This window comes from Nocardioides sp. GCM10027114 (genome assembly GCF_042659625.1).
GTDB lineage: Bacteria > Actinomycetota > Actinomycetes > Propionibacteriales > Nocardioidaceae > Nocardioides.
In genome coordinates this window covers 1-26,190 of record NZ_JBHSSS010000024.1, presented here as the reverse complement: position 1 = coordinate 26,190, position 26,190 = coordinate 1, and the positions used below count along the sequence as shown (strand labels likewise).

Here is a 26,190-nt window from a genome sequence, read left to right as displayed (position 1 = left end):
CGCCGCCGCAGGGCCGTAGCCTGAGGCCATGTGCGGCCGCTACGCGTCGAGTCGACGCCCCGAGGACCTCGTCGAGGAGTTCGAGGTCGTCGCCGACCGCACGCCGGGCCCGCTGGAGCCCGACTACAACGTGGCGCCCACCAAGGAGGTGTACGCCGTCCTGGAGCGGCCGCCGCGCCGACCGGAGGCCGAGGGTGAGCCCGTGGAGCCGGCCGAGCGGCAGCTGCGGGTGCTGCGCTGGGGTCTGGTGCCGTCGTGGGCGAAGGACCCGGCGATCGGGAACCGGATGATCAACGCGCGGATGGAGACGGTCGCCGACAAGCCGGCGTACCGCCGGGCCTTCGCCTCGCGCCGGTGCCTGCTGCCCGCCGACGGCTACTACGAGTGGTATCCCACCTCGCAGCTGTCGAAGGCCGGCAAGCCGATGAAGCAGCCCTTCTTCATCCGGCCCACCGACGGCCACCCGCTGGCGATGGCCGGTCTCTACGAGATCTGGCGGGACCCCACCCGGGCCGACGACGACCCCGACCGGTTCCGCTGGACCTGCACCGTGCTGACCACGGAGGCGGAGGACGCCGTGGGGCACATCCACGACCGGATGCCCCTCACCGTGGAGCGTGACCGGTGGGACCAGTGGTTGGACCCGACCGTGTCGGGTCGTGACGACCTCCTGTCGCTGCTGGTGCCGGCGGCGCCGGGACGGCTGGAGGCCTACCCGGTGTCGCGGCTGGTCAGCAACGTCCGCAACAACGGTGCCGAGCTCATCGAGCCTTTGCCCCTCGAGGAGGCCCTGACGTGACCAGCCCGCATGTGGCGGAGGTGCCGACCGCGTTCGGCCCGGGCCGGATGTCCACCTACCGCGCGCGCAAGCCGATCGCCAACCTGCTGCTGAGCCACGGCGCAGGCGACGGCATCGAGGCCCGCGACCTGCAGGTGCTCGCGGCGGCGCTGCCGAGGCAGGGGGTCACGGTGATGCTCTTCGAGCAGCCGTGGCGCGTCGCCGGCCGCCGGATCGCCACCCCACCGCCCACGCTCGACGGTGCGCTGCAGGCGGCGGTGCGGCGGCTGCGGAGCACCGCCCCGCTCGTGCTGGGCGGCCGGTCCGCCGGAGCCCGCTCCGCCGCGCGCTGCGCCGACGCGCTCGACGCCCAGGGCGTGCTGGCGCTGGCCTTCCCGCTCCACCCGCCGGGCAAGCCCGAGAAGTCACGGGCCCACGAGCTCGAGGCGGTCGGCGTACCGCTGCTGGTGGTGCAGGGCGAGCGCGACGCGATGGGCCGCCCGGAGGCGTTCCCGCCCGGCACCGACCTGTGCGTCGTCCCCGGCGCCGACCACGGGCTCAAGGTACCCGCCCGCGGCCCGGTCACCCAGGACGAGGCGATGGACATCGTGGTCGAGGCGACGCTCGAGTGGCTGGTGCGCGAAGTGGTCGGGAATCAGCCGGCCGCCTGATCTGTTGTGCCGGACGTGCTCGCAGTGATCGAACGTCCCGACGCCCACGGAGACCGGGCCCCGCTGGACGGACCCTCGACCGAGGGGGAGAAGGCGGCATCACCGGTACTCTGGGGGGCGATGACCGACTCCCAGCTCAACGACCTCGACTCCCCGGTCGACCCCGGCGAGATCGACGTCGCCACCGAGACCGACGAGGAGCGCTCCGCACGCTTCGAGCGTGACGCCCTCCCGTTCCTGGACCAGCTCTACTCGGCCGCCATGCGGATGACCCGCAACCCCGCGGACGCCGAGGACCTCGTCCAGGAGACCTTCGCGAAGGCGTACTCGTCGTTCCACCAGTTCCGGCCCGGGACCAACCTCAAGGCCTGGCTCTACCGGATCCTGACCAACACCTTCATCAACTCCTACCGCAAGAAGCAGCGCGAGCCGCAGCAGTCGATGTCCGAGGACGTCGAGGACTGGCAGCTCGCGCGCGCCGAGTCCCACACCTCGGGCGGCCTGAAGTCGGCGGAGACCGAGGCGCTCGAGCGCCTGCCCGACTCACAGGTCAAGGACGCGCTGCAGCGGCTCCCCGAGGAGTTCCGGCTCGCGGTCTACCTCGCCGACGTCGAGGGGTTCGCGTACAAGGAGATCGCAGAGATCATGGACACGCCGATCGGCACCGTCATGTCCCGGCTGCACCGCGGCCGGCGCCAGCTGCGCGACATGCTCTCGGACTACGTCCGCGCCAACGACCTGCTGCCCATCACCCGGGAAGGAGCCGACTCGTGAGCACCCACGACGACCACGGCCCGGGGGAGTGCGCCGACTTCCTCGAGCGCATCGTCTACCTCATCGACAACGAGCTCGACGACGCCGACTGTGCCGAGGTGCAGCACCACCTCGACGCGTGCGCCCCGTGCCTGGAGAAGTACGACCTGCAGCGGACCGTCAAGGCGCTCGTCGCCCGGTCCTGCCCCGAGGCGGCCCCGCGCGAGCTGCGCGACCGCGTGCTCTTCCGCATCCGCGAGGTCCAGGTCCGCATCACCGAGGGCTGAGCCCGCCGGCCTCGCTCGAAGGCGCCCGACAGACGACGAACCCCCGGCCGGTGGCCGGGGGTTCGGTGCGTCTAGCAGCGCTCAGGCGTTGGGGCGCTTGCCGTGGTTCGCGCCCTTCTTCTTGCGAGCGCGGCGCTTGCGGCCGGTCTTGCCCATGGTGTCCTCCTGATCGAACGTCGTCAGCCCGTCAGCGGGCCAGCCGCCATCCTCTCAAATGCCGCCTCGCCCACGAAATCGCACCCCGGCCGGGGCGGTAGCGATCCCCGGATATCCGGGGATCGCGGCGCTTCTCGGCCACTGGAGTGCCCGAGAAGTGGGGCGAGTGCCCGAGCGGTGGTGCGGATGGGGCGGCTGGGCCTCAGAGGCGGCCGAGGAACCGCTCGGCGTCGACGACCACGCGGGTCACCTCGCCGGCCCCGACCACCTTGCCGTTCCCGCCGACGTGCCGCGCAGAGACGGTGAAGCGGTGCAGCCGTCCGTCGACGTACGACGACGCGGCGGTGACCGCCACCTCCTGGCCCACCGGGCTCGCGGCCAGGTGCTCGAGCGAGACGCGGGTGCCGACGCTGGTCTCGCCGTCCCCCAGCCCCGCCTCGATCGCCGCGCACGTCGCGGCCTCGCACCAGGCGAGCAGCCGCGGCGTGGCGAGGACGGGCAGCGACCCCGACCCGAGCGCCTCGGCCGTGTCGGAGTCGCCGACGGTGAAGCGCAGGGTGGCGGTGCCGGCAGGTGCGCCGGCGGGGGAGTCGTTCGGTGTGCTCACGGGTTCTCCTGCAGGTCGAGGCGGAAGGCGATGAGGCTGACGCCGGGGACGGGCGACCAGTCGCGCTCGGGCAGCCGCCGGAAGCCCAGCCTCGCGTAGAGCCGGTGGGCGGCCTCCATCTCGGGCAGGCTCGACAGCACGACCGCGCGGGCGCCCTCGGACCGGAACCGGTCGAGGCACAGCCGCGCGAGCGCCTCGCCGACGCCGCGGCCGCGCGCCTCCGGCGCGACCGCGAGCATGCGGAACTCGCCCTCGTCCTCGGCTGCGAGCTCTCGCCACGGCGACCCGGCCGGGCACAGCGTCACGCAGCCGAGGAGCTCGCCGGCCTCCGACGCCGCGACCCACAGCTCGGCGTCCCGGTCGCGGGCGGCCGCGTCGCGCAGCCGCTCGACGTAGGGGTCGTCCGGGCCGAGCGTGAAGTCGGCGTACGCCGCCACGGTGACCTCGCCGGCGCGGGCGTGGTCGTCCGGGGTGGCGCGACGCAGCAGCACAGTGGTGCCCTTCCGTGTCCCGGCTCAGATCCCGAAGGTGTTGCGCGGGTAGACCGCCTCGACGTCGGTGATCACGTTGACGAGGTAGGGCACGTTCGCCGCGAACGCGCGGTCGAGCGCCTCCCCGATGCGGCGCGGGTCGGTGACCGTCTCGCCGGCGCCACCGAGCGCCTTCACGACCTCGTCGTACGCCGTGCGTGGCGCGAGGTCGGCGGCGACGTCGTACCCGTAGAGCATCTGCATGGGGCCCTTCTCGAGGCCCCAGGCGGAGTTGTTGCCCATCACCATCACGACCGGGAGGTTGTGGCGGACGAGGGTGTCGACGTCCATGAGCGAGAAGCCGGCGGCGCCGTCGCCGAGCAGCAGCACCACCTGCGACGAGGGTCGTGCCAGCCGGGCCGCGATCGCGGAGCCCAGGCCGGCGCCGAGGCAGCCGTAGGGGCCCGGGTCGAGCCAGCCGCCTGGGCGCTTGGGCTCGACGAACTTGCCGGCGAAGCTGACGAAGTCGCCGCCGTCGCCGATGACCACGGCGTCGTCGGCCAGCCGGGGGACCAGCTCGCCGTAGATCCGGGCGGGGTGGATCGGGTCGGCCTCGGCGCCGAGCAGCGTGGCGTCCCGGTCGACGGCCTGCTTGACCGTCGCCTGGAGGTCGGCCACCCACGACGACCAGTCGGGCCGCCGGACTACCTGCTCCAGTGCGGCCTGCAGGCCCTCGAGGACCGTGGTGAGATCGCCGTGGACCGAGGAGGCGAGGTCGGCGTGGCCGGACACCTGAGCGGCCGAGTCGGCGACGTGGACGACCTGGGCGGGGGAGCCGCCGTCCTTGCCGCCGAAGACGCCGTAGCCGAGCCGGAAGTCGAGCGGTGTCCCGACGACCACGACGAGGTCGCTGCCGCCGAGCGCCTGGCCGCGCGCCTTGGTCACGAGCAGCGGGTGGCCGCCGGGGACCACGCCCCGGCCCATGCCGTTGGTGATGGTCGGCAGGCCCGCGCCCTCGACGAGACGGAGCGCGGCGTCCTCGGCGCCGTCGGCCCAGACGTCGGTGCCGAGCACGAGGACGGGCCGCTTCGCCGCGGCGAGCAGCTCGGCGATCTCGGTGATCGCGTCCGGGTCCGGCTCGGTGCCGCGCGGCCGGGCGGCGGCGGGCAGCTGCCCGGAGGCGCTGTTGAAGAACTCGTCCATCGGCACGTCGACGAAGACCGGGCCGCGGTGCGACGACCGGGCCACGGTGAACGCCTCGTCCATCCCCTCGAGGACGTCGTCGGCGGTGTGCAGCGTGCGCGCCGACTTGGCGACGGGCGCGAGGATCGGCGGCTGGTCGAGCTCCTGGAGGCTGCCGCTTCCCCAGCGGTTGGCCGGCGCGCGGCCGCCGACGACGACCATGGGGGAGCCGGCGAACTGGGCCTGGGCGATGGCGCTGACCCCGTTGGTGACGCCGGGCCCGGCGGTGAGCACCGCGAGGCCCGGCACGCGGGTGAGCTTGCCGGTCGCCTCGGCGGCGAACGCGGCGGTCTGCTCGTGGCGCACGTCGAGGATGCGCATCGGCGGGTCCGCCTTCACGGCACCGTCGTACATCGGGAAGACGTGGGCACCCGAGAGGGTGAACAGCGTCGCCACGCCGTGGGCCCGGGCGACCGCGACCGCGAGCTCGCCGGCGTGGCCGTTGAGCGCGTCCTCCGCGGCCGGGGTGGACCCCTGAGGGGCGTCGGTCGGGGCGGCTGCTGGTGTGACCTCGCTCATGCGCGGAAGGCTACTCACAGGTACGCCGTCGCGGCCGCGGCACCCCGTTCCGGCCGGGGTCAGGCCGGGGTCAGGGGGTGGGCGCGAGGTAGTGGCGGTTGGTCCGCTTGAGGGAGTCGACCAGAACGAGCAGCAGGTCGGAGCGCGCCTCCGGGGGGCGCGGGGCGAGCGCGAGCTGGAGGTAGAGCGCCCGCAGGAAGGCTTGGGCGTTGCCGGTCAGCAGGAAGGGATCCTGGTCGGCCTCCTGGCGCCGCCGCAGCGCCGCGCCGGCGACCCGGGCCACCCAGGGCTCGAGGACCCGCAGCGGCACGAGGTTGCGCCGCAGCACGCTCATGGTGGCGGCCGCCATCCGGTCGGGCTCGCCGTGGCTGAACAGCGCGTCGACCGGCAGCGTCAGCCGGTCGGCGATCACGTCGAGGATGACGGTCAGCTCGGGGGTGCGCAGGTGGGGGGACTCGGCCAGCGTCCCGAGCGCGTCGGCGCCGTGCGCGACCGCGTGCGCCCACCCCTTGCCGGGGACGTAGCCGCGCAGGTCCTTCTCACGGAGGTACCAGGTGGCGATGTGGTCGCCCCACTCCAGCAGCTTGTCGGGCGGCACCAGTCCGCCTGCGCTGTTGTCGCGGGCGACGCACTCTCCGAGGATCAGCACCGAGAAGCTGCGCCGGAACACGGTGTCGGTGCCCTGCTCACCGAGGCCGACGTCGAGTCCTGCGGCCATGCCGTCACCGAGGCCGGACAGCAGGTCGTCGTAGACGCCCCGGTCGGTCCAGGTGGCGAGGGCGGGGTAGGCCGTCTCGTCGCGCAGCCGGGGGTCGGTCGAGCCGAGCATCCGGGTCAGCTCGGCGGTCAGGTCGTCCAGCGGGCGGTCGGCAGGCACGCCGAAGCCGCGCTCGACCACCTGCTTCCAGTACGACCCGGACATGGCTCCATCCTGCCAGCCGCCGCGGGGCGTCGCGCAGGCTGGTCGGGCCCGCGGGACCACCGCGGAGGCCCCATGCCGCCTGACCTGCGGAGACGTCGCGAGGCCTCCCGCAGCACCCGCCCCCGGGCGCGTTCCGAGGGCCGCCGCGACGGCTGTGACGCACCGCCTACGCTGGCCACCGTGCCCACCCTGACCGAGCTGGTCCGCAGCCACACGGACCTCGACGACGAGGACGTCGCGTGGCTGCAGCTGCTCCAGGCGGACTGGCAGATCATCGCCGACCTGTCGTTCGCCGACCTGGTGCTGTGGCTGCCCGACAGCGAGGGTCGCGGGTTCTGGGCGGGCGGCCAGATGCGTCCCACCACCGGCCCCACGGCGTTCGTCGACGACATCGTCGGCACCTTCGTGCCCGCCGGCCGGCGCCCGCTCCTCGACGCGGCCTGGGCGCAGGGTCGGCTGGTCCGCGAGGGCGACCCCGAGTGGCGTGACCACGTCCCGGTGCGGGTGGAGATGATCCCGGTCCGCCGCGGCGACCGCGTCATCGCGGTGGTGGCGCGCAACACCAACCTGCTGGGGGTGCGGACGCCCAGCCGTCTCGAGCTGTCCTACCTCCAGACCGCCGCGGACCTGACCCAGATGATCGCGCACGGCCTCTTTCCGGCCGCGGGCCAGCGCAGCGACCACGCCGACTCACCGCGCGTGGGCGACGGCTTCGTGCGGGTCGACGCGGCGGGGAAGGTGGTCTACGCCAGCCCCAACGCGCTCTCGGTGTTCCGACGGCTGGGCCTGTCCGGCGACCTCGCCGGGCTCGGCCTGGCGGAGACCACGCGGGCGCTGGTGCCTCCGCGCCGCCGCCCTGACGAGGAGACGCTGAGTGCGGTCCTCGGCGGTCGCGCGCACCGCGACACCGAGCTCGGCACCGACGAGGTCTCGCTCATCGTCCGCTCGATCCCGCTGCGGCCCCAGGGCGACCGGATCGGCGCGCTGGTCCTGGTCCGCGACGTCACCGACCTGCGGCGCCGGGACCGCGAGCTGGTGACCAAGGACGCGACGATCCGGGAGATCCACCACCGGGTCAAGAACAACCTGCAGACGGTGGCGGCGTTGCTGCGTCTCCAGGCGCGCCGGATCGACTCGGGGACGGCCCGCGCCGCGCTGGAGGAGGCCGTACGCCGCGTCGGCTCGATCGCCATCGTCCACGAGATGCTCAGCCAGGCCGTCGCCGAGCACGTCGAGTTCGACGAGGTCGCCGACCGGCTGGCCGAGATGGTGACCGAGGTCAGCGCCGTGGCCGGTGGCGTCCGGGTCCGCAGGGAGGGCTCCTTCGGGGTGCTCGCCTCCGACTCCGCCACCGCTCTCGCGATGGTGCTGACCGAGGTGCTGCAGAACGCCGTCGAGCACGGCTACCCTGAGGGCGACGTCGACGCAGGGACCCGGGGCGGCACCGGCAGCATCCGCCTGTCCCCGATCCGGCTCGTGGGCCGGCTCCGGGTCACCATCGAGGACGACGGCCGCGGGTTGCCGGACGGTTTCGACCTCGAGGCCTCGAGCACGCTGGGACTGTCGATCGTCCGGACCCTGGTGGAGTCGGAGCTCGGTGGCCTGCTGGAGATCGGTGCCGCGCCCGGCGGACGCGGGACGCGGGTCGTCGTGGACGTGCCGGCGGAGTGAGCCGGGTACCCGGGGAGCGGGGGCGGCTCAGGCGGTGCGGACGCGGGCCCGGGCGTTGCGGCGCTTCAGCGCACGACGCTCGTCCTCGCTGAGGCCACCCCACACGCCGTGGTCCTGACCAGCCTCGAGCGCCCACGCGAGGCACTGCTCGCGCACCTCACAGCGACGGCACACCTGCTTGGCCTCCTCGATCTGGAGGATGGCAGGACCGGTGTTGCCGATCGGGAAGAACAGCTCCGGGTCCTCTTCGAGGCATGCGGAACGGTGGCGCCAATCCATGGCTGGGGGATCCCTACTTTCCTTCGCTGGGCACACGGGGGACTGAGGTTCGAGACCACAGGGGCAGGCCGAGGGCACACCAGGCACGAACGAGGGTTCAGCGTCCCAACTTTTGGAACGTGAAACAACCCCTTGGGGTGGTCACATGCATCACAGCGACCGGTCCGTAGGCTGGACGACGTGACGCAGCGTACCGCCGACAATCCCGCACCCCTGCTCGTGGCCGCCTCGCTGGTCGCCGTCGAGGGCGCGATGCTGCTGATGCTCGCGGTGCTGGAGGGGGCGAGCACGAACACTGACCGGCTGATGGTCGGGCTCACCACGACGGTCTTCTTCGCCGTGTACGGCGTCGGCCTGCTCGTCTGCGCGCAGCAGCTCACCCGGGGCCGGTCGTGGGCGCGCAGCCCGCTGGCCCTGGCACAGCTGATCCAGCTCGGCGTGGCGTGGAACTTCCGCGGCGGCGAGACCACCCTGATCGCGGTGGCACTGGCGGTCGTCGCGCTGGTCGTGCTGGCCGGTCTGCTCCACCCGGCGAGCGTCGAGGCGCTGGCGGCCGACGAGGACCCGGCGGCGCGCTAGCGCGCTTCCTCGAGCGAGGCGCGCAGCTGCTCGAGGGTGCGGTTGAGCAGCCGGGAGACGTGCATCTGCGAGACCCCGATCTCCTCGGCGATCTGGGACTGCGTCATGTTGCGGAAGAACCGCAGCAGCAGGATCTTCTTCTCCCGCGCCGGCAGCTTGTCGAGCAGCGGCTTCAGTGACTCGCGGATCTCGACGTGGGCGAGGTTGACGTCCTCGACGCCGAGCGCGTCGAGCATCGTCGTCGGGCTGTCGTCGTGGTCGTCGCTCGCGTCGAGCGAGAGCGTGGAGTAGGCGTTGCTCGACTCGATGCCCTCGACGATCTCCTCCACGGAGACGCCGATCTTGTCGGCCAGCTCGCGCGGCGTGGGGGAGCGGCCCAGCGCCTGGGTCAGCTCCGCGGTGGCGGTCCCGATCTGCATCCGCAGCTCCTGGAGCCGCCGCGGGACGCGGATCGCCCAGCCCTTGTCGCGGAAGTAGCGCTTGATCTCGCCGATGATCGTCGGCGTCGCGTACGTCGAGAACTCGACGCCGCGGGAGCCGTCGAACCGGTCGATCGACTTGATGAGCCCGATCGTGCCGACCTGGACGAGGTCCTCGAACGGCTCCCCGCGGTTGCGGAAGCGTCGGGCGCAGTGCTCGACCAGCGGCAGGTGGAGGTGGATGAGGTCGGTGCGCGCCTGGTCGCGCTCGGCCTGGCTGCGGGCGTCGTCGTGCAGCGCCTCGAAGAGCTCGGCGCTGCGGCGCCGGGTCGCCTCGATGCCCTGCGGCGGCGCCTCCTCGACGAGAGACCCGTCGTCCCGCGTCAGGTCGGTGGCCATCTCAGAGGCCGGCGCCCGAGGTCTGCGGCTGCATGGTGATGCTGACGGCGAACGAACCGCCGGCGGCGTCGGCGTCGGCGCGGGTCGCGAGGGTGCTGAGCACCTGCCACGCGAAGCTGTCGTAGTCGGGTGTGGCCGGCGACGCGGCGGTGACCTGGACCCGGACGGTCAGCGAGCCCGGGGCCATGAAGAAGCTGCACACCAGGTCGGAGCCCGGGTCGGCCTCCGGCAGGACCATCGCGCACGCCTCACCGACGGCGATCCGCAGGTCCTCGATGTCGTCGATCGGGAAGTCGAGACGTGCCGCGAGGCCGGCTGTGGTGGTGCGCAGCACGGACACGAAGGCGCTGTCCGCGGGCAGACGCAGCTCGACGTCCGCGCGCTGGCCGTGGGATGCGGTCTCTGCCATGGGGTGCTGCCCTTCGTCGGTCGTGCGGTGCGGTCCGAGACTAGTCGGGGTCGGCCGTCAGGTGGTGTACCCGACGGCCGACCCGTCATGTCTCACCGTGGACTGGTGAAGACTTCGCTTCGCTCAGTCCTCCTGAGGCCCGAAGCGCTTCACTTCGTTCAGCCCTTCTTGGTCTCCCAGAAGATCTCCGCGATCTCGTCGATCTTCGCGAGGAGCTCGTCGGCCTGCGAGGCGTCCATCGAGCCCTTGGTGCCGGCGGCGCCGGCGAGCTTCGTGGCCTCGTTGAACAGCGTGTGGAGCTGCGGGTACTTCTCGAAGTGCGGCGGCTTGAAGTAGTCGGTCCACAGCACCCACAGGTGGTGCTTGACCAGCTCCGAGCGCTGCTCCTTGATCAGGACCGCGCGGGTGCGGAAGTCGGGGTCGTCGTTGTCGGCGAGCTTGCCGATGATCGCCTTGACCGACTCGGCCTCGATGCGGGCCTGGGCGGGGTCGTAGACGCCGCACGGCAGGTCGCAGTGCGCGGACACCTCGACGGTCGGGGCGAACAGGTTCGCGAGCATCCGTGAGTCCTCTCGTGTGGGGAACAGGGGGTCAGGGCTGCGACACTACTCCGCGTGCCACACCCCCCACCTGCGGGCTCGTCGTACCCGTCGGGAGCCCGGCCACACGGTCCGGTCGGTCTCGCGCGGGTCACCGGGGACTCGATGCGACCCACGCTGGCGCCGGGGGACCGGCTTCTCGTGCGGTACGCCGCGCCGGTGCGCGAGGACGCGCTGGTTCTGGCCCGCTTCGTCGACGGCACGCTCGCCGTGAAGCGGGCCGTCGAGCGCCGTCCGACGCGGACCGGGGCCCCGGCCTGGTGGCTGGTGAGCGACGACCCCGACCGCGGCGTGGACTCGCGCCACCGCGGCCCGGTGCCCGACGCCGACGTGCTCGCCGTGGTGCTGGCACGCGTGTGGCCGCGTCCGCGGCTGCTCTGAGGATCCGGCGGTCGCCGCGGCGCGCGGGGGAGCGACAAGGGTCACTCGTCCGCATGCTCGGACGGCCGCAGTTGAGCGGGTCTGCTGTGCCATGCTCGTGATCCGGCGGCCATCGGGTCGCACTGACACGGAGGTGATGGTGGACCCCGAGCACGACACGGACCTCTCCGGCACGACCCCCCGCGACGCGGCTGCGTCCGCGACCGAGAACGCCCGCGTGCACCCCTTCGCAGGGGACCCCGTGTTCGACCTCCACGTAGCCGGCAAGATGGAGACGCGGGCGACCGTGGCTCTCACCGGCCGCGACGAGCTCTCGCTCGCCTACACCCCGGGCGTCGCCCGGGTCTGCGAGGCGATCGCCGAGGACCCGTCGCTGACCCAGCACTACACCTGGGTGCCCAACACGGTCGCGATCGTCACCGACGGCACCGCCGTGCTCGGCCTGGGTGACATCGGCCCGGCCGCGGCCATGCCCGTGATGGAGGGCAAGGCCGTGCTGTTCAAGGCGTTCGGCGGCGTCGACGGCGTCCCGATCTGCCTCGACACCACCGATGTCGACGAGATCATCGAGACCGTGGCCCGGCTCGCGCCGAGCTTCGGCGGGATCAACCTCGAGGACATCTCGGCCCCGCGCTGCTTCGAGATCGAGGACCGCCTCAAGGAGCGGTTGTCGATCCCCGTCTTCCACGACGACCAGCACGGCACCGCCGTGGTGGCGCTCGCGGCCCTCAAGAACGCGCTGGTGCTCACCGGGCGCGACGCAGCCACGACCCGGGTCGTGATCTCCGGCGCCGGCGCCGCCGGCGTGGCCGTCGCCCGGATCCTGCTCGAGGCCGGCGTCCGCGACATCGCCGTGCTCGACCGCAAGGGCGTGCTCAACACCGAGCGCGCCGACCTCACGGCCGTGAAGGAGTCGCTCGCCCGCGACACCGCCGACAAGTTCGGCCGCACCGGCTCGCTGGCCGACGTGATGGCCGGCGCCGACGTCTACATCGGCGTCTCCGGCGGCACCGTCCCGGAGGAGGTCGTCGCCTCGATGGCCGACGACGCGATCATCTTCGGTCTCGCCAACCCGAACCCCGAGGTGCACCCCGACGTGGCTCACCGCCACGCACGGGTGGTCGCCACCGGCCGGTCGGACTTCCCCAACCAGATCAACAACGTGCTCGCGTTCCCCGGCATCTTCCGGGGCGCGTTCGACACCCATGCCACGGCGATCACCGAGGGCATGAAGATCGCGGCCGCGGAGGCGCTGGCGGACCTGGTCGGCGACGACCTCGCCGAGGACCTGATCATCCCGTCGCCGTTCGACCCGCGGGTGGGCCCGGCGGTGTCGAGGGCGGTCGCCGAGGCAGCCCGTCGCGACGGCGTCGCGCGCCGCTAGGGTCGGCTCCATGTTCGCCGTCTACGCAGAGTCCTTCTCGACCGACGACCCGCTGGCCGGCCTGGTGGTGGGGGAGCGCCCGGACCCGGAGGCCCCCGACGGGTGGACCACGGTGACCGTGAAGGCGGCCTCCCTCAACCACCACGACCTGTGGTCGCTGCGGGGCGTCGGGCTGCGCGAGGAGGCGCTGCCGATGATCCTCGGCTGCGACGCGGCCGGGCTCGACGAGGACGGCAACGAGGTCGTCGTCCACGCGGTGATCAGCGACCCCTCATGGGTGGGCGACGAGACCCTCGACCCGCGGCGCTCGCTGCTCTCGGAGCGCCACCAGGGCACCTTCGCCGACAAGGTCGTGGTACCCCGTCGCAACGTGGTGCCGAAGCCGGCGTCGATGTCGTTCGAGGAGGCGGCCTGCCTGCCGACGGCGTGGCTGACCGCCTACCGGATGCTCTTCACCCAGGGCGGGCTCAAGGCCGGCGACACGGTCCTCGTCCAGGGGGCCGGCGGCGGCGTCGCCACGGCGCTGATCACGCTGGCGCGGGCCGGCGGGCTGCGCGTGCTCGCCACCAGTCGCGACGACACCAAGCGCAAGCGTGCGCTGGAGATCGGGGCGCACGACGTCTTCGAGTCGGGCGAGCGGCTGCCGGTCAAGGTCGACGCCGTCATGGAGACCGTCGGCCGGGCCACCTGGTCCCACTCGATCCGGTCGGTGCGTCCCGGCGGCAAGATCGTCATCAGCGGCACCACGTCGGGCCCGAAGCTCGACGACGCCGAGCTGACCCGGATCTTCTTCCTCCAGCTCCAGGTCATCGGCTCGACCATGGGCACCCGCGACGAGCTCGCGTCGCTGGTGACCATGCTCGACGCCACCGGCACCCGGCCCCTGGTCGACCGCACCCTGCCGATGGACCGGGCCCGCGAGGGCTTCGCGGCCATGGCGGAGGGCGACGTCTTCGGGAAGGTGGTGTTCACCCGATGAGTGGCGCCGACCAGCCCCGCACCCACCTGATCACCGGCGCCGGCTCCGGCATCGGCGAGGCGCTCGCGCGGGTGCTGCACGAGCGCGGTGACCGGCTGCTGCTCGTCGCCCGCAGCCACGAGCGCGCCGCCGACCTCGAGCGCGCGTTCCCGGGCGCGTCCTGCCTCGTCGCCGACCTCGCGGCCCCCGCCGGCGTCGAGCGTGCGCTGGCCACGACCGAGCTGCCCGACCGGCTCGACTCGGTGGTCCACGCCGCCGGGGTGGTCGATCTCGAGCCTGTGGCCGAGCTCGACCGCGAGCGCTGGCAGCGTCAGCTCGACGTCAACCTGACGGCACCGGCCCTGCTCACGCAGGCCGCGCTGCCCGCGCTGCGCGCCGCCCGTGGGACGGTCGTCTTCGTCAACTCCGGGGCGGGCCTGAACGCCCATCCCGGCTGGTCGGCGTACGCCGCCTCCAAGTTCGGGCTGCGCGCCCTGGCCGACGCGCTGCGCGGCGAGGAGCAGGCGAACGGCCTCCGGGTGACGACGGTCTACCCGGGCCGCACCGCCACCTCGATGCAGGAGAAGGTGCATGCCCAGGAGGGCAAGGAGTACGACGCCGGGCAGTGGAGCGACCCCGCGACGGTGGCCGCCAGCATCCTGCACGTGCTCGACCTGCCCGGCGACTCGGTCATCCCCGAGGTCGTGGTGAGGCCGCGCCCGCGCTGACGTGCCCTGAGCCAGATCAGGCGGGGTCGAGCACGAAGATCCGCAGCCGGCGGGTCGTGATCCGCTCCTGGTACTTCAGGTAGCCGCCGTAGATGCCGGCCGCGTTGGCCACGACGGTGGCCCGCTCGGCCTCGTCGGCGGGTCGGGCGACGACGTCGAGCACCCGGCCGCGGTGGACCACCCGGGCCCGCGGCTCGGCCTCGAGGTTGAGGACCCAGGCGGGCGTCGACGGCTGCCCGAAGTTGGTGCCGAGCAGCGCCAGCGTGTCGCCCACCGGCACCGAGATCAGGAAGGTGTCGCGCGGCTGCCCCGACTTGCGGCCGGTGGTCGTGAGTCGCAGCACGGGGAGCCCGGCGAGCAGCCGCGGCGCGCTGGTCCGGCCGCCGGTCAGGCGCGACACCGCCCGGTCGAGGTGGCGCAGCGACTTCGAGAAGGTCCATGCGCCCGCCCGGGTCGAGGCAAACCGCTGCACGCCCCGTTGGAACGGGTTCGGCGGGGCATGGTGGTAGTCGAGCTGCTCGGCGAGACCCATGGCCGGGGAACCTAGCAGCAGGTCAGGGCCGGGACCTCCAGTGGAGCGCGCCGACCAGCACCATCCGCAGCTGGGTGCGGGCCCGCGCCACCAGCTCCTGCTCGGCCCCCGGCCGGACGGCCACGATCTGCTCGGCCGTCGCCACCACCTGGGTGACCAGCAGGTCGGCCAGGACGTGGAGGTCCTCCGCGGACCACTCCTCCGTGCCCGGCACCCGGGCCAGGTCGACGGCGAGCTCCCGCTCGAAGAGCTCGATCTGGTGCGCGATCGCGTCGCGCACGACGGGTGGTCCGGCGAGCCGCTCGCGCGCGATGAACGCGAAGTGGTCGCGACGGGCGCGGACGTGCTCGACGAGGACGTCGAGCGAGGCGTCGATCATCTCCTCGAACGCGGGGCCGCGGCGGCGTACGTCGCGGAGCACCGCGCGCAGCGAGGCGAACGACTCGTCGACCAGCGCCAGGCCGAGGTCGTCGAGGGAGGCGAAGTGCCGGTAGAAGCCGGCGGGCACGATGCCGACCTGCTTGGCCACCTGCCGCAGCGAGAGCGCCGCGAAGGTGCCCTCGCGCGACAGCGCCAGCGCGGCGTCGAGGATCGCCCGACGGGTCCGCTCCTTGCGGTCGACGCGGCTGGCGGCTGGCTCCGCGGGCTGGCTCACGTGTCGATCGTAGTGGTGCACGGTCGTGCACCGCAGCGTCAGGCGTGGCTGGCATCACGTGGAGTCGCTGTTGACGGACGGACGCGGCGCGTGAAGACTCGCGAGTGAACGAATGTTCACTCGAACTGAGGAGGCGCGATGGGTCTGGCCGGTGCGATCCTGCGGTCCCCGGTGGTGGCGGCGCTGACGTCGCCCCACGGGGTCGACCGGTACCTGGAGCAGCTCAACCCGCTGTGGGCCGCCCACGAGGTGCGCGCCCGCGTGGTCGACGCGCACCGGGAGGTGGCCGTGCCCGGCGAGCCGGTGGTCACCACGCTGACGCTGCAGCCGTCGTCGACCTGGCGCGGGCACCGCGCCGGGCAGCACGTCCAGGTCGGCGTCGAGCCCGACGACGGGACCGGAGGTCGCCGCCTCGTCCGCGTCTTCAGCATCTCCAGCCCCGAGTCCGGCCCCGGGGACCGCTTCACGCTCACGGTCCGCGCCAACCCGGACGCGCCACCGGGCCGGGGCGTCTCGCGGTTCCTCGCCGAGCGCGCCCGGCCCGGCACCGTGCTGCACCTGTCCCAGGCGCAGGGCGACTTCGTGCTGCCCGACCACGTGCCCGAGCGCATCCTGCTCGTGTCCGGCGGCTCCGGCATCACGCCCGTGATGTCGATGCTGCGCTCGTTGCAGCGGCGAACCCACCGCGGGCGCGTCACGTTCGTCCACTACGCCCGCAGCCCCCGGCACCAGATCTATGCCGACGAGCTCGCGGCGATCGCGCGGTCCGGGCACGGCATCGACGTCCACCTGCTCCGCCCCGAGCTCGGGGACCCCGCGTTGTCGCCTGCCTGGCTGGAGCGCCACGTCCCCGGCTACCGCGACGTGCCGGCCTGGGGCTGCGGGCCCGAGCCCCTGGTCGACGCCCTCCGCGCGGCGTACGACGGCTCCGACGCGCTGCGGCTGGAGCTCTTCCGGCCGCCCCGGTCCGGAGCCACCGAGGCCGGCGGGCGGGTCTCCTTCGCCCGCAGCGGTCACTCGGCCGGCAACAGCGGCGCCACGCTGCTCGAGCAGGCCGAGTCCGCCGGCCTCACGCCCGAGTCCGGCTGCCGCATGGGCATCTGCTTCTCCTGCACCTCGCGCAAGCGCGAGGGAACCGTCCGCAACGTCCTCACCGGCGAGGAGTCCTCGCTGCCGGACGAGGACGTCCGCATCTGCGTCTCCGCCCCCGTCGGCGACTGCGTCGTCGAGCTCTGACTCCGCGCCGGCGCCCCACGACACCCGAGAGGACCCCCATGACTGCCACACCCGTGCTCACCCCCGACCAGCTCGAGGCCTTCGGCGAGGAGCTGGACGCCCTTCGGCGCCGGATCATCGACGACCTCGGCGAGGAGGACGCGGCGTACATCCGTCGTGTCGTGAAGTACCAGCGCGGCCTCGAGGTCGCCGGCCGGGCGCTGTTCTACCTGCCGCCCGCCTGGCCGCTGGCCGTGGCAGCGCTCAGCGTCTCCAAGATCCTCGACAACATGGAGATCGGCCACAACGTGATGCACGGCCAGTACGACTGGATGGGCGACCCGGCGCTGAGCTCGCGGATGTACGAGTGGGACACGGTCTGCCCCAGCGAGCAGTGGAAGTACTCCCACAACTACATCCACCACACCTACACCAACATCCTCGGCAAGGACCGCGACATCGGCTACGGCGTCCTCCGCATGGACGAGGACCAGCCATGGCGGCCCTACTACCTCGGCAACCCGGTCTACGCATTCCTGCTGATGGTGCTCTTCGAGTGGGGCGTCGCGCTGCACGACCTCGAGGTCGACCGGATCCGGGCGGGGGAGAAGACCTGGGCGGAGACCCGGCACCTGCACAGCGGGCTGCTCCGCAAGATCCGCCGGCAGGCGCTCAAGGACTACCTGCTCTTCCCGGCCCTCACGGGGCCGCTCTTCCCCATGACCCTCGCGGGCAACGCCCTGGCCAACCTCGTCCGCAACGTCTGGGCGTTCAACATCATCTTCTGCGGCCACTTCCCGGCGGGGGTTGCGACCTTCTCCGAGGAGGAGTGTGCCGACGAGACCCGGGGGCAGTGGTACCTGCGGCAGCTGCTGGGCTCGGCCGACATCACCGGCGGTCGGCTCTTCCACGTGTTGACCGGCAACCTGTCGCACCAGGTCGAGCACCACCTGTTCCCGGACCTGCCGGCCCGCCGCTACCCGCAGGTGGCCGCGGAGGTGCGGGAGATCTGCGAGCGGTACGGGCTCGCCTACAACACCGGGCCGCTGCGGCACCAGCTCGGCAGCGTGGCCCGCAAGATCTGCCGGCTGGCACTGCCCACCCGCGGTGCCGGCGGTGACGGGCCGTCCCGCGACGCGGCCCCGGCTCCCGCGACCTCGCGGGCTGCGTGACCATGGGGGACATGGAGCGCCAGAACGACGACGCACGTACGCCGCCCCACGGCCGCGACCACCTGTCCCGCGGCGAGATCCGCAAGGACGCCGTCCAGGACGCCGTCGAGGCCGCAGCCGTCACGGTCGGCCAGGTGACCTCGATCGTGACGGGCGCGGTGCGCGACGTCGCGCGCGCGGTCGGCGGGCTCGCGACCGAGCTGTACGAGATCAGGGACGCGTCCCGCCGCGCCGCCGCCGACCACGGGGCCCACCACGGGGCCGGGCCGGTCGAGCACCTTCAGGAGGTTGAGGGGCGCAACTGGTCCAGATAGGCCGTGACCTTTTTGGCCCGCGTGTGTTTCGGGTCACGTGGCCCCGGGTAGGTGACAGTCCTCGGGGGTCATGGGTGAGGGAAGCGACCGAGCGAGGACTCAATGGAGCACACGACCTTCGACTCGCACTTCGACGCGAGGACGAGCACTCTCGAGCTGACGGGGGCGCTCGACGAGAACGGTTGGCCCAGGATCATCGAGGAGGTCGACCGCGCGTTCCGGCGCACGGCGTGCCTGCTCACGGTGGACCTGACCCACGCCGACGACATCCAGGCACACACCCTGGGTCGGCTGGTCCACCTGTGCAACACCTGCTATCCCGGCACCTTCGTGCGGCCCCCCGCACCCCGCCGCCGAAGGACGACCCGCGACCAGCGCCGACCCAGTCAGCAGGTCCGCGCCATCGCGTGAGCGTGAGGCGCCGGTCCCCGGGGGATCGGTGCCTCACCCCTGATCCCGGACCGGGGCCGGGGTCGGGCCCGCTTCAGTCCTCGGGGTCGTCGAGACGGGCCAGCCACGTGGCGAACCGCTCCACGGCCGCCTCGAACTCCGGGTGGGTGTCGGTGAACTCCTGCAGCCGCTCGGCGACCCACGCCAGGGTGACCTCCTCGTCACCCCGGCGCTTCTCGAGCTCCTCGATCCCGCGGTCGGTGAAGTACACGGTCGTGCCTTCGGCTCAGTAGTCGGTGCTGGTCCGGTCGGTCGGACGGGCGAAGGCGCGGTCGAGCAGCGCCTTCTGCTCCTCCTGGTGACGCTTGACCGTGCCGACCGACGGCGAGGACGACGCCGGCCGGGTCACCGGCTCCACGTCCACGTCGAGCGCCGGCCACACGTTGAGCGCGTAGTGCGGCCACGGGCCCATGTTGCGCGGCTCGTCCTGGACCCACCGGACCTGCTTGAGGTTCGGGAAGGACTCCACGTAGTCGTGGATCTCCTCGGTCGGACGCGGGTAGAGCTGCTCGACGCGGGCGATCGCGAACTTCTCGGCGTCGTCGCGCTTGCTGCGGGCGACCATGAGGTCCCAGGTGACGCGGCCCGAGCACAGCAGCAGCGTCTCGACCTTCTCCGGGTCGGCCTGGGCGTCGGTGATCAGCGGCCGGAAGTCGCCCGAGGTGAAGTCGGCCGGCTGCGAGGCGGCCTCCTTGCGCTTCAGCATCGACTTCGGAGTGAACACCACCAGCGGCTTGTGCTCCTCGCCGAGCGAGTGGCGGCGCAGCAGGTGGAAGTACGACGCCGGGGTCGACGGCTGGGCCACCACGAACGCGTCCTCCGCGGCCATGGTGAGGAACCGCTCGATGCGGGCCGACGAGTGGTCGGGGCCCTGGCCCTCGTAGCCGTGGGGGAGCAGCAGGACCACGCCGGACTGCTGGCGCCACTTCGTCTCGCCGGAGGTGATGAACTCGTCGATGACGGTCTGCGCGCCGTTGACGAAGTCGCCGAACTGGGCCTCCCACAGCACCAGCGCGTCGGGACGCGCCACGGAGTAGCCGTACTCGAAGCCGAGGGCGGCGTACTCGGAGAGCAGCGAGTCGTAGACGTAGAACTTGGCCTGGTCCTCGGAGAGGTTGGCCAGCGGCGTCCACTCGTCGGCGTTCGTGCGGTCGATGATCGTCGCGAAGCGCTGCACGAAGGTGCCGCGGCGCGAGTCCTGGCCGGCGAGGCGGACCGGACGACCGGCCATCAGCAGCGAGCCGAACGCCAGGATCTCCGCGGTGCCCCAGTCGATCGGGCCCTCGGTGATCGCGGCGGCGCGGCGCTGCAGCTGCGGCATCACCTTCGGGTGGACAGTGAAGCCCTCCGGCGGGGTGACGTAGGCGTCCGAGATCCGCTTGAGGACCTCCGGCGCGACAGCGGTGCTGGTCTCTGCGGCCGACTTCTCCGGGTAGTCCGGGACGGTCGTCCACTCGGTGGGCGCCTCGTTGCTGGCCTCACGGACCTCGGTGAACACCCGCTCGAGCTGCTGCTGGTAGTCCTTCAGCACCTGCTCGGCCTCCTCGAGCGTGATGTCGCCACGCCCGATGAGGGACTCGGTGTAGAGCTTGCGGACCGAGCGCTTCTGCTCGATGAGGTCGTACATCAGCGGCTGGGTGTACGACGGGTCGTCGCCCTCGTTGTGGCCGCGGCGGCGGTAGCAGACGAGGTCGATGACGACGTCCTTGTTGAACGCCTGGCGGTACTCGAACGCGAGCCGCGCCACCCGGATGCAGGCCTCGGGGTCGTCGCCGTTCACGTGGAAGATCGGCGCCTGGACCATGCGGGCCACGTCGGTGCAGTACAGCGACGAGCGCGACGAGCCGGGGGAGGTGGTGAAGCCGACCTGGTTGTTGACGACCACGTGGATCGTGCCGCCGGTGCGGTAGCCGCGCAGCTGCGACAGGTTCAGCGTCTCGGCCACCACGCCCTGGCCCGCGAAGGCCGCGTCACCGTGGACGAGCAGCGGCAGGACGGGGTACTCGACGCCGCGGTCGAGCATGTCCTGCTTCGCCCGGGCGATGCCCTCGAGGACCGGGTCGACGGCCTCGAGGTGGCTCGGGTTCGCGGCCACGGAGACCTTGATCTTGTCGCCGGTCTGCGCGACGAACTCGCCCTCGGCGCCGAGGTGGTACTTCACGTCGCCAGAGCCCTGGACGGTGCGCGGGTCGATGTTGCCCTCGAACTCCCGGAAGATCTGGGAGTACTTCTTGCCGACGATGTTGGCGAGCACGTTGAGGCGGCCGCGGTGGGCCATGCCGATCGTGACCTCGTCGAGCTCGGCCTCGGCGGCGGCCTCGCAGATCTCGTCGATCAGCGGGATGGTCGTCTCGCCGCCCTCGAGGCTGAAGCGCTTCTGGCCGACGAACTTGGTCTGCAGGAAGGTCTCGAAGGCCTCGGCCTGGTTGAGCTTCAGCAGGATCCGCAGCTGCTCCTCGCGGGGCGGCTTGGTGTGCGGCTGCTCGACACGCTCCTGGATCCACCGGCGCTGCTCGGGGTCCATGATGTGCATGTACTCGATGCCGGTGGTGCGGCAGTAGGAGTCGCGCAGGATCCCGAGGATGTTGCGCAGCTTCATGAAGCGGCGGCCCTCGCCACCGAACGAGCCGGTCGCGAACTCGCGGTCGAGGTCCCACAGCGTGAGGCCGTGCGACTCCACCTCGAGGTCGGGGTGGCTGCGCTGGCGGTACTCCAGCGGGTCGGTGTCGGCCATCATGTGGCCGCGGACCCGGTAGGCGTGGATCAGCTCGAGGATCCGGGCCTGCTTGACGATGTCGTCGTCGTGGCTGGCGACGATGTCCTGCGCCCAGCGGATCGGCTCGTAGGGGATCCGCAGCGAGCGGAAGATCTCGTCGTAGAACCCGTCCTCACCGAGCAGCAGCTGGTGGATCCTGCGGAGGAACTCACCGGACTGCGCCCCCTGGATGACGCGGTGGTCATAGGTCGACGTCAGCGTCATGACCTTGCTGATGCCGTTGCGGGCGATGGCCTCGTGGGAGGCGCCCTGCCACTCCGCGGGGTACTCCATGGCGCCCACGCCGACGATGACGGCCTGCCCGGGCATCAGCCGCGGCACCGGGTGGTTGGTGCCCAGGCCGCCCACGTTCGTCAGGCTCATCGTGGTGCCCGAGTAGTCGTCCATCGTCAGCTTGTTGTCGCGCGCCTTGCGGATCAGGTCCTCGTAGGCGGTCCAGAAGCCGGCGAAGTCCATGGACTCGCAGCCCTTGATGGACGGCACGACCAGCTGCCGGGTGCCGTCGGGCTTCTGCTGGTCGACGGCGAGACCGAGGTTGATGTGGGCCGGCGTCACCATGGTGGGCTTGCCGTCCTTCTCGGTGTAGGAGTTGTTCATCTCCGGCATCGACCGCAGCGCCTTCACCAGCGCGTAGCCGATGAGGTGGGTGAAGGAGACCTTGCCGCCTCGGGCGCGGGCTAGGTGGTTGTTGATGACGGTGCGGTTGTCCCAGAGCAGCTTGACCGGCAGCGACCGCACCGACGTGGCGGTGGGCACGCTGAGCGACAGGTCCATGTTCTTGGCAGTGGCGGCGGGGATGCCGCGCAGCGTCGTGTACGTCGGCTCGTCGTCGGCCTTGGCCGGGGCCGAGGGTCGGGCGTCCTTGGCGACCGGCTTGCCGCCGCCGGTGGCCGGCTCCGCGGCGGCGGCCGCGGGACGGGGGCGGGCGACCGGGCGGGGGCTCTCGGTGTCCGGCTTGTCGGCGGCCTTCGCGGCGGACTTCTCGGGCGCCTTCTCAGCGGCCTTCGAGGGGGCGGGCTTCTGCTCCGACTTCTGCTCCGCCTGCTGCTCCGACGCGGCCCCGGTGGCGGCCGGCTTCTGCTCGGCGTCGGGTGTCGTCGTACCGTTGCTGCTCGCCGCGGCACCGTTGGCCTTGAAGTACTGCGCCCACTCGGGCGAGACACTTCCGGGGTCCTTCCGGTACTGCTCGTACATCTCCTCGACGAGCCACTCGTTGGCTCCGAAGTCGGGGGAGGACTGGGCAGGCTCTGAAGGGGACTGGTGGCCTGAGGGCTGCGGCACGGCTTGGTTCGCCTCTTCCGGTACGCGCGCGGTTGGAGTCAGTCGCAAGGCTAGTCCCCTCGCCGCGCAAATGCGCAGGGGAGGGGGTCGGATCCGGCAGGGTGTAACGAGCGTGACACGACAGGGAGTCCAGACCATGAGTTCGACCGGCCGATCCGGGGTGCCGGGAGGCGTCCCGCAACCCCGTCCGAGGCTGCTCGTGGTGGCCTGCCTGGCGCTGGTGATGACGCTCGGCGCCTGCTCCGGGGGCGAGCCCGCCGCGGACCCCGCGCCGACCGCGTCGCCGCAGGCCACGGAGACCGCCGAGGAGTTCCGGATCGAGACCCGCACGACGGTCGGCGTCGTGGCGGGCAGGCTCGACAAGGAGCAGCGCCAGCGCGCCTCCCGGGCCGTCACCGGGCTGGTCCAGCGCTGGTTCGACAAGGCGTACGTCGGGGGAGAGTGGCCGCGGACCGGTTTCCGCGAGTCCTTCCCGGGCTTCACCCGCGGTGCCCGTGCCGACGCCTTCCGGGACCGGAAGCTGACGACCAACCAGCCGATCAGCGACCAGATCAGCGGTGTCACCCCGACCGCGAGCCGGATCGAGCTCGACCTGCTCGCCGCCGGCGGCCGTGCCGTCGCCGGCACCGCCCGCTTCCGCCTCGCCTTCCGGACCGAGGGCGACATCGAGCGGACGGTTCGGGTCCGGGGCCGGCTGATGCTGACCCGCCAGGAAGGCGGCTGGAAGGTGTTCGGCTACGACGTGACGAAGGAGGCCGTGGCATGAGGGCCACCCGAGTGATGCGTTCGGCCGTGCTGGCGCTCGTCCTGGCGACGGCGGCGTTCGTCGTCCCCGACTCGGCCGTGAAGTCGACCGAGATGTCGCTGGTCAAGCTGCGCGGCGCAGCCGCCGTCGACGCCGACGACCCCGTCGTCTGGATCCTGGCCGTCGGGTCCGACGCCCGGCCCGGGCAGAACATGCTGCGGGTGCGCGCCGACGCGCTGCAGCTGGTCGGCATCAACACCCGGACCGGTGCCGCCTCGGCCATCGGCTTCCCGCGCGACTCGTGGGTCCCGATCCCGGGCCACGGCTACAACCGGATCAACGCCGCCCTGACGTTCGGCGGGCCCGAGCTCCAGGGCCGCACCGTCGGGAACTTCGTCGGGATCCAGCCCGACTACGTCTTCGTGACCCGCTTCCCGTTCTTCGAGGACATGGTCTCCGCGATCGGCGGCATCGAGGTCAACAACCCGCGCCCCTTCAGCGACCCCTACCTGCGGCCCAAGGGCTTCAAGGGCGGCCGGATCCACCTCAACGGGTACGACGCCATGGCGTTCTCGCGGATCCGCAAGAACCTCGCCGGCGGCGACTTCGACCGCTCGGCCAACCAGCAGCGGGTGCTGCGCGGCATCCACGCCAAGATCCGCGCCAACGCCGACCGGCCGGGCTTCATGGAGCGCGGCGTGCTCTCGGTGATGTCCCACCTGCACACGAACGTCCGGCCGACGGAGCTCTTCGAGCTCGCCCAGCTCGTCTCCCAGGTCGAGCCCGGCAAGATCCGCACCTGCGTGATCGGTGGCTCGATCGGCAACGTCGGTGGCGCCAGCATCGTCCGGCCCAACGTCGCCCAGGCCCGCCGCCTCGGCAACGACGCCCGGCGCGACGCCACGCTGCGCTCCTGCTGAGGCAGCCCGGCGCGGCGGGGGCTGGCCGGAAATGACGAACGGCGGGGCTCCTCGGAGCCCCGCCGTCCTGCGTCTGTGTGAAGCGCCTCCGGCAGGATTCGAACCTGCGGCACCTGGTACCGGAAACCAGTGCTCTATCCCCTGAGCTACGGAGGCCTGTGGTGCGGGGAAACCATACAGGCGCCGCCGACCCCCCGCGAAACCGGTCACGCCGAACCCGGTGGTCGAGCCCGTCGAGACCCGGTGAGGTGGGTAGGGCGGTGACCAACGGAGGTCGAGCCCGTCGAGACCCAGCGACGGCAGGGCGGCGACCCACGGAGGTCGAGCCCGTCGAGACCCGGTGGCACCGGTGGTTGAGGTGCGAGCGGAGCGAGCCTCGAAACCCCCGCAGCCGAGGCAGGGCGGCGATGTAGCCGGTCGAGCCCGTCGAGACCCCGGAAGGTGCGCAGGGCAACGATGTAGCCGGTCGAGCCCGTCGAGACCCGGCGCGGTGGGCAGGGCAGCGACCCACGCCGGTCGAGCCCGTCGAGACCCGGTGCGGTGGGCAGGGCGCTGTCGCACGCCGGTCGAGCCCGTCGAGACCCAGCGACGCAGGGCGGCGATGTACGGAGGTCGAGCCCGTCGAGACCCGGTGAGGTCGGCAGGGTGCTGTCGCACGCCGGTCGAGCCCGTCGAGACCCAGCGACTTCAACGGTCGGCGCCCTGCGTCTCTTCCGGGGCTTCGAGGCTCGGCGCCGGGGCGCCTCGCACCTCAACCACCGGCTCGGGTTGCGGTCTGCGATTTCTTTACCTTCTTCTTTCCCCGGATGGCCTCAACGGCGGGCTTTTCGGGCCGGGACTGTCGGTGGTCGCTGCTTGAGTAGTCCCATGGCAGCCACCGTGTGCGACAGCCTCGACTCCCCGGCCGGGGTGCTCGCTGCCGCCCGCGACTCACGGCGCGAGGCCAACGCCCAGGAGTCCCGGCTGCTGCAGCTTGCGGTGGAGTGGGCGGTCCAGCACCCCGCGGAGTCGCTGGTCGAAGCGGCGGGGTTCGAGCTCGACGGGTCCGAGGCCGCGGTCCCGATCGCCGGCGAGGGCACCCCGCTGATCACCGAGTTCTGCGTCGCCGAGTGGGCCGCCTCGCTCGGCATGTCCACCGACTCCGGCCGCGCCTACCTGGGTGAGGCGGTCGAGGTGCGCTACCGGCTCCCGCGGCTCTACCGACGGGTGGTGCGCGGGGACCTGCCGGCCTGGCGGGCCCGGCACATCGCGCGCCACACCATCGCGCTCAACCCCGCCGCAGCTGAGTTCGTGGACCGTCACGTCGCGCACGTCGCCCACAAGATCGGGCCCACCAAGATCAAGGACCTCATCGAGGAGGCGATCGCCCGCCACGACCCCGACCTGGCCCAGGAACGCTTCGGCAGAGCGGCCGACCACCGGTCCTTCGACATCCACCTCGACCAGGCCACCCTCGACGGCACCGTCGACGTCCACGGCGTCCTCGACGCCGCCGACGCGATGGATCTCGAGCACGCGGTCGCCGACCTCGCCACCCAGCTCCGCCACCTCGGCTCCGACGAGTCCCTGGACGTGCGCCGGTCCAAAGCCGTCGGAGAGCTCGCTCGCGGAGCGCAGACCCTCGACCTCACCAGCGGCGAAGAGGAAGAGACGGAGTCAGGCTCTCCGCGGCGGCTGCACCGACGCCCCACCCGCCGCCGCAGGATCAGCCTCGTCATCCACGTGTCCGAGGACGCCGTGGTCGGTACCGGCCCGCTGGGCCGGGTCGAGGGGCTCCGCTGCCCGATCACCAGCGACCAGATCCGGACCTGGCTCGCGGCATCCGACGCCCAGATCGTCGTGAAGCCGGTGGTCGATCCGTCCGGCTGCGCGCCCGTGGGGGCCTACGAGGTGCCCGACCGGCTCGCGGACCTGGTCGA

General features: G+C 72.3%; 30 protein-coding genes and 1 tRNA gene. 17 read left to right on the top strand and 14 right to left on the bottom strand.

The genetic code is table 11. From position 1 onward, the window contains the following. Window positions 1-28 precede the first annotated feature (28 nt). From ACFP2E_RS12425 to rsrA, 4 genes are all read left to right on the top strand, one after another. Complete coding sequence (locus tag ACFP2E_RS12425; protein WP_378523471.1) at window positions 29-799, top strand: SOS response-associated peptidase; 771 nt, start codon at window positions 29-31, stop codon at window positions 797-799. Beyond that, window positions 796-1,449: an alpha/beta family hydrolase gene (locus ACFP2E_RS12420; RefSeq protein ID WP_378523470.1), complete on the top strand. Its 654-nt coding sequence runs from the start codon at window positions 796-798 to the stop codon at window positions 1,447-1,449. The genes ACFP2E_RS12425 and ACFP2E_RS12420 overlap by 4 nt, the downstream gene beginning before the upstream one ends. A gap of 120 nt (window positions 1,450-1,569) precedes the next feature. Continuing rightward, a complete protein-coding gene (locus ACFP2E_RS12415; protein WP_378523469.1) occupies window positions 1,570-2,223 on the top strand; it encodes a sigma-70 family RNA polymerase sigma factor in 654 nt (217 codons plus the stop codon). Then, window positions 2,220-2,489, top strand: a complete 270-nt coding sequence (gene rsrA / locus ACFP2E_RS12410) for a mycothiol system anti-sigma-R factor (protein ID WP_378523468.1) — start codon at window positions 2,220-2,222, stop codon at window positions 2,487-2,489. The genes ACFP2E_RS12415 and rsrA overlap by 4 nt, the downstream gene beginning before the upstream one ends. A gap of 81 nt (window positions 2,490-2,570) precedes the next feature. On the opposite strand, the gene ACFP2E_RS12405 is transcribed toward rsrA, so the two are convergent. The 5 genes from ACFP2E_RS12405 to ACFP2E_RS12385 form a co-directional block, all read right to left on the bottom strand. Beyond that, window positions 2,571-2,645 (bottom strand): 50S ribosomal protein bL37, encoded by a 75-nt coding sequence (locus tag ACFP2E_RS12405; protein ID WP_369759046.1) that lies wholly within the window; start codon window positions 2,643-2,645, stop codon window positions 2,571-2,573. A gap of 202 nt (window positions 2,646-2,847) precedes the next feature. Further along, window positions 2,848-3,252 carry a thioesterase family protein gene (locus ACFP2E_RS12400; protein ID WP_378523467.1) on the bottom strand — a complete coding sequence of 135 codons (405 nt, stop codon included), beginning with the start codon at window positions 3,250-3,252 and terminating at the stop codon, window positions 2,848-2,850. After that, a complete protein-coding gene (locus ACFP2E_RS12395; protein WP_378523466.1) occupies window positions 3,249-3,743 on the bottom strand; it encodes a GNAT family N-acetyltransferase in 495 nt (164 codons plus the stop codon). Before ACFP2E_RS12395 ends, ACFP2E_RS12400 begins: the two co-directional genes overlap by 4 nt. Before the next feature lie 24 nt (window positions 3,744-3,767). Then, complete coding sequence (locus ACFP2E_RS12390; RefSeq protein ID WP_378523465.1) at window positions 3,768-5,483, bottom strand: acetolactate synthase; 1,716 nt, start codon at window positions 5,481-5,483, stop codon at window positions 3,768-3,770. Window positions 5,484-5,553: 70 nt separating this feature from the next. Beyond that, complete coding sequence (locus tag ACFP2E_RS12385; protein WP_378523464.1) at window positions 5,554-6,405, bottom strand: DUF2785 domain-containing protein; 852 nt, start codon at window positions 6,403-6,405, stop codon at window positions 5,554-5,556. A 180-nt stretch (window positions 6,406-6,585) separates the two neighbouring features. Between ACFP2E_RS12385 and ACFP2E_RS12380 the strand changes: the two genes are divergently transcribed. Further along, window positions 6,586-8,076 carry a sensor histidine kinase gene (locus ACFP2E_RS12380; RefSeq protein WP_378523463.1) on the top strand — a complete coding sequence of 497 codons (1,491 nt, stop codon included), beginning with the start codon at window positions 6,586-6,588 and terminating at the stop codon, window positions 8,074-8,076. Between the two features lie 27 nt (window positions 8,077-8,103). On the opposite strand, the gene ACFP2E_RS12375 is transcribed toward ACFP2E_RS12380, so the two are convergent. Continuing rightward, window positions 8,104-8,355, bottom strand: coding sequence for a WhiB family transcriptional regulator (locus ACFP2E_RS12375; protein WP_325118023.1), 252 nt, complete (start codon window positions 8,353-8,355; stop codon window positions 8,104-8,106). Window positions 8,356-8,535: 180 nt separating this feature from the next. On the opposite strand from ACFP2E_RS12375, the gene ACFP2E_RS12370 reads away from it, so the two are divergent. Continuing rightward, window positions 8,536-8,934: a hypothetical protein gene (locus ACFP2E_RS12370; protein WP_378523462.1), complete on the top strand. Its 399-nt coding sequence runs from the start codon at window positions 8,536-8,538 to the stop codon at window positions 8,932-8,934. Here the strand turns inward: ACFP2E_RS12370 and ACFP2E_RS12365 are convergent. From ACFP2E_RS12365 to sodN, 3 genes are all read right to left on the bottom strand, one after another. Then, entirely contained in the window at window positions 8,931-9,752 is an 822-nt protein-coding gene (locus ACFP2E_RS12365) for an RNA polymerase sigma factor SigF (RefSeq protein WP_378523461.1), read from the bottom strand. The two genes, ACFP2E_RS12370 and ACFP2E_RS12365, sit on opposite strands and share 4 nt — an antisense overlap. A gap of 1 nt (window position 9,753) precedes the next feature. Continuing rightward, window positions 9,754-10,161, bottom strand: coding sequence for an anti-sigma factor (locus ACFP2E_RS12360; protein WP_378523460.1), 408 nt, complete (start codon window positions 10,159-10,161; stop codon window positions 9,754-9,756). A gap of 158 nt (window positions 10,162-10,319) precedes the next feature. After that, window positions 10,320-10,721: a superoxide dismutase, Ni gene (gene sodN, locus ACFP2E_RS12355; protein ID WP_378523459.1), complete on the bottom strand. Its 402-nt coding sequence runs from the start codon at window positions 10,719-10,721 to the stop codon at window positions 10,320-10,322. A gap of 54 nt (window positions 10,722-10,775) precedes the next feature. On the opposite strand from sodN, the gene ACFP2E_RS12350 reads away from it, so the two are divergent. The 4 genes from ACFP2E_RS12350 (at window position 10,776) to ACFP2E_RS12335 (ending at window position 14,211) form a co-directional block, all read left to right on the top strand. Beyond that, window positions 10,776-11,141, top strand: coding sequence for a S24 family peptidase (locus tag ACFP2E_RS12350; protein WP_378523458.1), 366 nt, complete (start codon window positions 10,776-10,778; stop codon window positions 11,139-11,141). A 268-nt stretch (window positions 11,142-11,409) separates the two neighbouring features. Beyond that, entirely contained in the window at window positions 11,410-12,525 is a 1,116-nt protein-coding gene (locus ACFP2E_RS12345) for an NADP-dependent malic enzyme (RefSeq protein WP_378523640.1), read from the top strand. A 10-nt stretch (window positions 12,526-12,535) separates the two neighbouring features. Next, window positions 12,536-13,504: a zinc-binding dehydrogenase gene (locus ACFP2E_RS12340; RefSeq protein ID WP_378523457.1), complete on the top strand. Its 969-nt coding sequence runs from the start codon at window positions 12,536-12,538 to the stop codon at window positions 13,502-13,504. Next, window positions 13,501-14,211 (top strand): SDR family oxidoreductase, encoded by a 711-nt coding sequence (locus ACFP2E_RS12335; protein ID WP_378523456.1) that lies wholly within the window; start codon window positions 13,501-13,503, stop codon window positions 14,209-14,211. Before ACFP2E_RS12340 ends, ACFP2E_RS12335 begins: the two co-directional genes overlap by 4 nt. Window positions 14,212-14,227: 16 nt before the next feature. Here the strand turns inward: ACFP2E_RS12335 and ACFP2E_RS12330 are convergent, their stop codons facing one another. Next, window positions 14,228-14,743: a nitroreductase family deazaflavin-dependent oxidoreductase gene (locus ACFP2E_RS12330; RefSeq protein ID WP_378523455.1), complete on the bottom strand. Its 516-nt coding sequence runs from the start codon at window positions 14,741-14,743 to the stop codon at window positions 14,228-14,230. A 22-nt stretch (window positions 14,744-14,765) separates the two neighbouring features. Then, window positions 14,766-15,398, bottom strand: coding sequence for a TetR family transcriptional regulator (locus ACFP2E_RS12325; protein ID WP_378523454.1), 633 nt, complete (start codon window positions 15,396-15,398; stop codon window positions 14,766-14,768). Between the two features lie 138 nt (window positions 15,399-15,536). Between ACFP2E_RS12325 and ACFP2E_RS12320 the strand changes: the two genes are divergently transcribed. From ACFP2E_RS12320 to ACFP2E_RS12305, 4 genes are all read left to right on the top strand, one after another. Continuing rightward, window positions 15,537-16,634: a ferredoxin reductase gene (locus tag ACFP2E_RS12320; RefSeq protein ID WP_378523453.1), complete on the top strand. Its 1,098-nt coding sequence runs from the start codon at window positions 15,537-15,539 to the stop codon at window positions 16,632-16,634. 38 nt (window positions 16,635-16,672) lie between these two features. Continuing rightward, window positions 16,673-17,785: a fatty acid desaturase family protein gene (locus tag ACFP2E_RS12315; protein ID WP_378523452.1), complete on the top strand. Its 1,113-nt coding sequence runs from the start codon at window positions 16,673-16,675 to the stop codon at window positions 17,783-17,785. Between the two features lie 11 nt (window positions 17,786-17,796). Beyond that, the gene (locus ACFP2E_RS12310) at window positions 17,797-18,099 is read left to right on the top strand and encodes a hypothetical protein (protein WP_378523451.1); all 303 of its coding nucleotides are present in this window, start codon (window positions 17,797-17,799) and stop codon (window positions 18,097-18,099) included. 102 nt (window positions 18,100-18,201) lie between these two features. Next, window positions 18,202-18,510: a hypothetical protein gene (locus ACFP2E_RS12305; protein ID WP_378523450.1), complete on the top strand. Its 309-nt coding sequence runs from the start codon at window positions 18,202-18,204 to the stop codon at window positions 18,508-18,510. Between the two features lie 73 nt (window positions 18,511-18,583). Here the strand turns inward: ACFP2E_RS12305 and ACFP2E_RS12300 are convergent, their stop codons facing one another. Together ACFP2E_RS12300 and ACFP2E_RS12295 are read right to left on the bottom strand one after the other, a co-directional pair. Beyond that, window positions 18,584-18,760, bottom strand: coding sequence for a DUF6104 family protein (locus ACFP2E_RS12300; RefSeq protein WP_378523449.1), 177 nt, complete (start codon window positions 18,758-18,760; stop codon window positions 18,584-18,586). Between the two features lie 15 nt (window positions 18,761-18,775). After that, the gene (locus ACFP2E_RS12295) at window positions 18,776-22,606 is read right to left on the bottom strand and encodes a multifunctional oxoglutarate decarboxylase/oxoglutarate dehydrogenase thiamine pyrophosphate-binding subunit/dihydrolipoyllysine-residue succinyltransferase subunit (protein ID WP_378523448.1); all 3,831 of its coding nucleotides are present in this window, start codon (window positions 22,604-22,606) and stop codon (window positions 18,776-18,778) included. A 136-nt stretch (window positions 22,607-22,742) separates the two neighbouring features. Here ACFP2E_RS12295 and ACFP2E_RS12290 point away from each other — a divergent pair, with 136 nt between their 5' ends. Beyond that, complete coding sequence (locus tag ACFP2E_RS12290) at window positions 22,743-23,372, top strand: hypothetical protein (RefSeq protein ID WP_378523447.1); 630 nt, start codon at window positions 22,743-22,745, stop codon at window positions 23,370-23,372. Further along, window positions 23,369-24,271, top strand: coding sequence for an LCP family protein (locus ACFP2E_RS12285; RefSeq protein WP_378523446.1), 903 nt, complete (start codon window positions 23,369-23,371; stop codon window positions 24,269-24,271). Before ACFP2E_RS12290 ends, ACFP2E_RS12285 begins: the two co-directional genes overlap by 4 nt. Before the next feature lie 83 nt (window positions 24,272-24,354). Here ACFP2E_RS12285 and ACFP2E_RS12280 read toward each other — a convergent pair. After that, a tRNA-Arg gene (locus tag ACFP2E_RS12280) sits at window positions 24,355-24,427 on the bottom strand. A 711-nt stretch (window positions 24,428-25,138) separates the two neighbouring features. On the opposite strand from ACFP2E_RS12280, the gene ACFP2E_RS12275 reads away from it, so the two are divergent. Then, window positions 25,139-26,190: DUF222 domain-containing protein (locus ACFP2E_RS12275; RefSeq protein WP_378523445.1), on the top strand; the 1,052-nt coding region annotated here is incomplete at its 3' end.